Here is a 6637-nt window from a genome sequence, read left to right as displayed (position 1 = left end):
TTTACCGGCAGGCAGGCGGTCGAGGTGAAGCTCGTAGATGAATTGGGAAGCTTTGAGGATGCGGTAACCGTCGCGGCCAAACTCGCAGGGATCAAGGGAGAACCGACGGTGGTGGAAAAGAAGGAAAAGACTTCCCTGATTGACTTTCTGAGAGGCGGACTGCCGAAGGAATTGTCCGATTTGTTTCCGACGGTGAAGATAAAATATCTGTTTTCCCCGTAGATGCTGAAGGGATTACCGGGCTGAGACAGAGCAAGAAGGCAAACCCAAAGGTAAGGAGGTTTTATGACGAAATCGGTTCTCATTGACAGCGTTTCAGAGCGTGTCGAAGGACTCACGAGGAAGCAGACGGAGATCATTGTCGATACGGTATTTGACAGCATCAAGGAGGCTCTCTCAAAGGGTGACAAAATCGAAATCAGGGGATTCGGAAATTTCAGACTCAAACAGAGGAAGCCGAGGACTGCACGGAATCCAAAGACCGGCGAGAAGGTCGAAGTCCCTTCCAAGAGGGTCCTTCATTTCAAGGTCGGCAAGGCATTGAGAGACGCACTCAACAGCAAGTAATCATCACTGGGTTTTTTCCGAGGAACATTCTTTTTTCGTACGGTACTGACTCCGGCGGGTGCCCTCGCTTTCGTCCCGCTGTTTTGTTCCCTTTCTCGACAGAGCGGAAGGCGGCAGACCGTGGTCTTGGTTACTGTCATGATGCTCTTCCTGTCTCACCTCATTCTTGCTTCATCCCTGTTCTGAGCCAGTAATTCGCGTCCTTTGTTTGATAAGTCCGGCTAGGTTATGGTAGAGTAAAATGGTTCATTTGGAGGGTATATGCTTAAGACCGTGGAAGATATCAGCGCTACAAAAAAACGTCTGAAGATCGAGATTTCAGCTGATACCATCGAAAAAGAGATACAGGATTCCCTCGAAAAAGTGAGGAAGACTGCGGCCCTGCCGGGGTTCAGGACGGGGAAGGCGCCGATTGGACTGGTGGAGAAAAAATTCGGAAAGAGGGTCGAGGAAGAGGTTCTCGACCGGATGATACCTCAGGTTTATGCTGATTCTCTGAAGAAGGCTGACATTACTCCGGTCGCCGATCCCGTGATAGAGGAGGCCATAGATTTCAAACGGCATCGGCCCGTCTCGATGACGATCACGGTCGAGATTATGCCGAAGATGGAACACCTGATCTATGAGGGGATGACGGTCAAGGAGATCGAGACCGCAGTTGATGACGCAGATGTCGATAGTGTTCTCAAGAGGTCTCAGGAGGAGCGGGCTTCCTACGAGCCATCCGAAGGCCCGGTGACCATGGACGACCTCGTCTCCTTCGATTATTCTGCGAAGGATAACGACCTGGAAGTGAAGGATCAGGTCTTCAAGGTCGGAGGCAGTCTCTTCCCGGAGGAATTTTCCCGGAAGCTCATCGGTTTGAAGAAAGGCGACGAGTTGCGTATAGAGACGACATTCCCTGAAGGTCATCTGCCCGAAAAGCTTTCCGGGAAAAGTCTCGCCGTCGATGTCGTCATGAAGGATATCAAAAAGATTAGTCTCCCCGTTCTCGACGACGAATTCGCGAAGGACATGGGATTCGAAACTCTCGGGGCGCTGAAGGAGCATGTGAGGAATGAGGTACTGAAGGCGAAGAAGAATGAGGCCGCAAGGATACAGAAAGCGGAACTGCTCAAGAAGCTTCTCGATTCCCATGACTTCGATGTCCCCGAATCCCTCCTCGAAGGTGAGCTTGCGGCGCTCGTTTCGAGGGAGACTGCGAAGGGGGACGGAGAGGAAACTGCAAGTGACGCCGAGACGCTGAAAGAGCGGTTGCATCCGGATGCCGTCAGAAACGTGAAGGCCTCGTTGCTCCTCTCCGCGATAGGGAGGAAGGAGAAGGTCGTGGTGAGTGAAGACGACCTCAAGAACGCGATCATCTCCATGGCGATGAGGTTTGGCGTTCCCCCTGAAAAGCTTATGAAATTTTATCTTTCGAGGGACGGCTCTCTCGAGAGCCTCAAGAATTCCCTCTTCGAAGAGAAGGTCCTCGACCTCATCCTGTCGAAGGCTGTTGCGGAGAAAGGAGCATAGCGTGAGTTTGATACCGATTGTCATAGAGCAGACAGGGCGTTCCGAGAGGGCATACGATATCTATTCGAGGCTTCTCAAGGACAGGATCATCTTTATCGGGACGGTCATCGACGATATCGTCGCGAATACCGTCATCGCTCAGCTGCTGTTCCTCCAGACCGAAGACCCGGACAAGGATATCCACCTCTATATCAATTCGCCCGGCGGCATCGTCTCTGCCGGTCTTGCCATATACGATACCATGCAGTATGTGAAGTCCGATATCGCTACTTACTGTATCGGACAGGCGGCGAGTATGGGTGCGTTGTTGCTGGCGGCGGGAACGAAGGGGAAGAGGTTCGGCCTGCCCCATGCACGGATCATGATACACCAGCCCATGGGTGGCTTCCAGGGACAGGCGACCGATGTCGAGATCCATGCGAGAGAGATCCTCAGGACAAAGGACATCCTCAACGGGATCCTTGCAGATCATACGGGACAGGGGATCGAAAAGATACAGACGGACACGGAGCGGGATTTCTTCATGTCGGGTGAAGAAGCCAGGGAGTACGGCATTGTGGACGAGGTTATTCACAGCATCAAGAAAAAGTAGCCTCTTCCTGTTGTCTCACGGATTATGAGGGGGGGTGCCCTGCAACATAGGGAGGATCTGTATGGCCAAGAAAGAGAGAGATGAACAGAAACTGAAATGCTCCTTCTGCGGAAAGGGCCAGGATGAGGTGAGGAAGCTCATTGCAGGTCCGACCGTTTACATCTGCGATGAATGTGTCGAACTCTGTAACGACATAATCGATGAGGAACTCTATCCCGAGGCGACGACACAGGCGCTGCCGAAGCTTCCGACTCCCAAGGAGATACACCAGTTTCTCGATGATTATGTCATAGGGCAGAACAGGGCGAAGAAGATCCTTTCCGTTGCGGTTCATAACCACTACAAGAGAATCTACAGTCCTGATTCATCAGATGTCGAACTTCAGAAGTCCAATATCCTGCTCATCGGTCCGACGGGAACGGGGAAGACGCTCCTTGCCCAGACCCTGGCGCGGCTTCTCGATGTGCCGTTCACCATAGCGGATGCGACGACGCTTACGGAAGCCGGGTACGTGGGTGAGGATGTGGAAAACATCATCCTCAAGCTCCTCCAAGCTGCGGATTTTGACGTGGAACGGGCTCAGCGGGGGATCGTCTACATAGATGAGATAGACAAGATCAGCAGGAAATCGGAGAACCCTTCCATTACGCGCGACGTTTCGGGCGAGGGGGTGCAGCAGGCACTCCTCAAGATCGTCGAAGGGACTATGGCGAGTATCCCTCCGCAGGGCGGAAGGAAGCATCCCCAGCAGGAGTTCATCCAGGTCGATACGACAAACATCCTCTTCATTTGCGGCGGTGCCTTTGTCGGGCTTGATGATATTGTGGGACAGCGGATCGGCAAGAAGACGCTCGGCTTCGGTGCCGAGGTTATCGGCGAGAAGGAGAAGAAAGTCGGCAGCGTGCTGAGCCACATCGAGCCGGGAGACCTCATCAAGTATGGCATGATCCCCGAGTTTGTCGGAAGGCTGCCGGTGATCGCACTTTTAAAGGAGCTCGATGAGGCGGCCCTCGTGAAGATACTCACGGAACCGAAGAATTCCCTGATAAAGCAGTATCAGAAACTCCTCTCTTTCGATAACGTGCGGCTGAGATTTACCGATGGCGCATTCTCTGCGATCGCAAAAAAGGCGGTCGATAGAAAAACGGGTGCCCGGGGTCTCCGTGCGATCCTCGAAGAGGTCATGCTCGATGTGATGTACGAGATACCCTCACAGAAGGGCGTCAAGGAATGTCTTATCAACGACGACACGATACTGAAGAAGGAGAGGCCGATCCTCATTTACGAGAAACAGGCTGAATCGGCGTAAGAAGCGTGAAGTCGCGAAATGCGCACGGTCGGGATAGAGATAAGAATCGATCTGACGGGGGAAAAAGTGCATGAACGGGAATAGTGTTGAGAAGGAAATCGTATCAATAATCTCGGACATATCGGGGTTTGCTGAGGAAGAGGTGACCCCTGAGAAGAATTTTTTCGAAGACCTTGAAGTGGATTCGATCAAGGCCATCGAGATCACCGTTGCCCTTGAAAAAAAGTTTAAGGTATCGGTGAGGGATGAAGATGTCCCGAAGATCACGACGGTGAAGCAGGCCGTGGAGATGGTAAACAGCCTGTTAGCGCAGAGTCGTTGATAGGCTGTTGTTTCGCAACGGATCGATCAAGCGGCGTACCCCGATTCCGTCAGTTCGCGTATCACTTCGAGATAAGAAGGCAGGCGCACTGCTCGGACCGCAGGCAAGCCTAAAACCCGTCTCATTTTCCTTTTTCCCCCCGAGCAATTTGTAATAAAGTAAAGGCGTAATTAGGGCCTAGGGTAATTCCGAAAAGCGGAACCTTTCGGGGTCCCCCTCCGGAAGGCCCCCCCCCAAAACCGCCTGACCCTGATTACCTCCCTCCGTCATGAGAGGATGTTTGTAACTTTCCGTCGCAATGAATTCCGAGAAAGGATAGTAAACGGCAATTTCTGGGTTCGTACAGGTTTTCGCAGGCTAATCGATGATCGCGGGGCCGGGCGTACAGAAATGCTACAAATATGAGGAGACCATTTTATCCGCGATTCTATGATACAGTCAACTACGAAGCTTCATGAGGCCGGTGATCAGGTGATGATAACAACAGATTATCGATTCGCTCCCTTTCAACTCCTTCACCGTGAAAAAGCCTTCTCCATAGCCTTTCTGATTCTGTCTCTCAGTTCGTCGTCCTCGATGCCAGATATCGTAGCTTCGATATACGCCGCGGTCTCATGGTCGAGGGAGGCCCTTATCTCTCTGCCAGAAGGAGACTGCTGGAGGCTCCTTTCCGACCCCACCTTACCAAGCCTGAAACGTATATCCCTGACATCAAAAGACTGCAGCTTCTTCATGATGGCGGTCTTATAGAAACTGATTTGTTGGAGCCAGACGGGCGAATCTACATTGATGAGGAGTTCATTGTTCTGCAGGCTGGACGGCCAGATGTGGAGAGAAAGAGGTCGGCCGATAATGTTACTCCACTGCCTCCGCATGGTTTCGAGTTTGAGCGCCCCCTCGATCCCCAGGTTCTTCACGAGGGGAGACAGGAGGCCGCGGATTCTGTTCACAGGGCCTTCTTGACAAGTCCTGACCTCAGACACCGCGTGCAGATATACTCGCGGCGTATGCCGCTGTCGGTTGCGATGCGGGTCCTCTGCAAGTTCGGAAGGATCTGCCGCTTCGTCCTGTTGTTCGCATGGCTCACGTTATTGCCAACTACTTTTCCCTTTCCGCATGAAAAACACTTAGCCATTTTTTCTCCTCCTCTCTTTCTTCCGGTCTCAATCCCTCCCGCAGACATCACAAAAGAGTTCTAGGACCGGTCTTTACCCAAATTGCATAAAAGAAGCTTTTTATGATAACATTTTACTCCAGAGCTTACAAGTGCGTCGCAGGGGCCGCTCGGCTCTTGCCGGTTTTGGAATGGAGGCCTGAGAGAGATGTCAAAAATGAGAGTTTATGAGCTTGCCAAGAAATTGGATGTCGGTAATAAAGAGGTAATTGCGGCTCTTGTACGGCTCGGCATCGAAGGGAAGACCCACTCTTCGAGTATAGACGATGAGACAGCGGCCAAGGCGGAGCGCCTCCTGAAGGGGAAACCGGAACCGGCCGCCCCACCGAAAAAGCCTGCAGCCAAAGTCGTTCCAGCCAAAAAAACTCCGTCTCAGCCTGCCGAGAAGAAGGCGGAAAAGGCGGAAAAACAGACAGAACAGCTTGTGACGGAAGCCCCGGAGAAGGAGGCTCCCGCCCCTCCCGAGATCGAGCAGTTCCCTCAGCCCGAGAAGGAAACCGCGACGGAGTCTCCCCTCTCTCCCGAGGAGCCGGAACTCGCCGTCCCCGACAGGTTTAAGAAGGAGATGGAGACGGAGAAGGTCGAGAAATTTAAGGCAAAGCCTGCCATGCAGCGGGCCTTTCAGGCTGTGCGGAAAATAGAGCCGAAGAAGTGGCATGAAGTGAAGACGTTCAGAAAACCGGGGAAAGACCGGGTATCGCCGAAGGTTGCGGAAAAATTTCAGCCCCAGATAACCGCGCCGAGGAAGAAACAGCTGAAGATGCGGGAAGGCATGACGGTAAAGGAGTTTGCCGAGCTTATCAGCGTGAAACTCTCGGAGGTCATAAAGAAGTTCATGGAGATGGGATACATGCCGACGATAAATCAGCCTGTCGATTCGGATGCTGCCCTTCTCATCGCGGAAAGTTACGGCGTCAAGCTCGAGATTTCGAATATCGAGGAAGAGCCGCTCCTTGAAGAGGTGGCTGAAGACACGGCGGCCCTTCTCCATCGTCCGCCGGTGGTAACCATCATGGGCCACGTAGACCATGGGAAGACCTCCCTGCTCGACGCAATCAGAGAGACCAAGGTCACCGAGAGTGAAGCGGGCGGCATAACCCAGCATATCGGCGCATACCTAGCCAGAGTAAATGGGAAGGAGATTGCCTTTCTCGATAC

The 6637-nt window shown here is 52.7% G+C and carries 9 protein-coding genes; 7 read left to right on the top strand and 2 right to left on the bottom strand.

The features are described from left to right. The 6 genes from VEI96_07230 to VEI96_07205 form a co-directional block, all read left to right on the top strand. Positions 1-222, top strand: a 222-nt coding sequence (locus VEI96_07230; protein ID HXX57778.1) for a S49 family peptidase, incomplete at its 5' end; no start/stop codon positions are given. A gap of 63 nt (positions 223-285) precedes the next feature. Then, positions 286-567 carry an HU family DNA-binding protein gene (locus VEI96_07225; GenBank protein HXX57777.1) on the top strand — a complete coding sequence of 94 codons (282 nt, stop codon included), beginning with the start codon at positions 286-288 and terminating at the stop codon, positions 565-567. A 261-nt stretch (positions 568-828) separates the two neighbouring features. Beyond that, entirely contained in the window at positions 829-2082 is a 1254-nt protein-coding gene (tig, locus tag VEI96_07220; GenBank protein HXX57776.1) for a trigger factor, read from the top strand. 1 nt (position 2083) lies between these two features. Next, complete coding sequence (gene clpP / locus VEI96_07215) at positions 2084-2674, top strand: ATP-dependent Clp endopeptidase proteolytic subunit ClpP (protein ID HXX57775.1); 591 nt, start codon at positions 2084-2086, stop codon at positions 2672-2674. Positions 2675-2735: 61 nt separating this feature from the next. Continuing rightward, positions 2736-3983: an ATP-dependent Clp protease ATP-binding subunit ClpX gene (clpX, locus tag VEI96_07210; protein ID HXX57774.1), complete on the top strand. Its 1248-nt coding sequence runs from the start codon at positions 2736-2738 to the stop codon at positions 3981-3983. 70 nt (positions 3984-4053) lie between these two features. Next, entirely contained in the window at positions 4054-4305 is a 252-nt protein-coding gene (locus VEI96_07205) for an acyl carrier protein (protein ID HXX57773.1), read from the top strand. A 515-nt stretch (positions 4306-4820) separates the two neighbouring features. Here VEI96_07205 and VEI96_07200 read toward each other — a convergent pair. After that, complete coding sequence (locus VEI96_07200; GenBank protein HXX57772.1) at positions 4821-5255, bottom strand: DUF721 domain-containing protein; 435 nt, start codon at positions 5253-5255, stop codon at positions 4821-4823. After that, the gene (gene rpmB, locus VEI96_07195; protein HXX57771.1) at positions 5252-5440 is read right to left on the bottom strand and encodes a 50S ribosomal protein L28; all 189 of its coding nucleotides are present in this window, start codon (positions 5438-5440) and stop codon (positions 5252-5254) included. Before rpmB ends, VEI96_07200 begins: the two co-directional genes overlap by 4 nt. A gap of 187 nt (positions 5441-5627) precedes the next feature. Here rpmB and VEI96_07190 point away from each other — a divergent pair. Beyond that, the coding region (locus tag VEI96_07190) for a translation initiation factor IF-2 N-terminal domain-containing protein (GenBank protein HXX57770.1) at positions 5628-6637 on the top strand (1010 nt) is incomplete at its 3' end.

The sequence above is a fragment of the Thermodesulfovibrionales bacterium genome (assembly GCA_035622735.1).
Classification (GTDB): Bacteria; Nitrospirota; Thermodesulfovibrionia; order Thermodesulfovibrionales; family UBA9159; genus DASPUT01.
The sequence above is the reverse complement of the archived record's forward strand: the minus strand, read 5'-3'. Positions and strand labels throughout refer to the sequence as shown.

Excerpts from the sequence above, each read along its gene's own strand:
- VEI96_07205 (HXX57773.1), top strand. The coding sequence starts at position 4,054 with ATGAACGGGAATAGTGTTGAGAAGGAAATCGTATCAATAATCTCGGAC.
- clpX (HXX57774.1), top strand. The coding sequence starts at position 2,736 with ATGGCCAAGAAAGAGAGAGATGAACAGAAACTGAAATGCTCCTTCTGC.
- rpmB (HXX57771.1), bottom strand. The coding sequence starts at position 5,440 with ATGGCTAAGTGTTTTTCATGCGGAAAGGGAAAAGTAGTTGGCAATAAC.
- tig (HXX57776.1), top strand. The coding sequence starts at position 829 with ATGCTTAAGACCGTGGAAGATATCAGCGCTACAAAAAAACGTCTGAAG.
- VEI96_07225 (HXX57777.1), top strand. The coding sequence starts at position 286 with ATGACGAAATCGGTTCTCATTGACAGCGTTTCAGAGCGTGTCGAAGGA.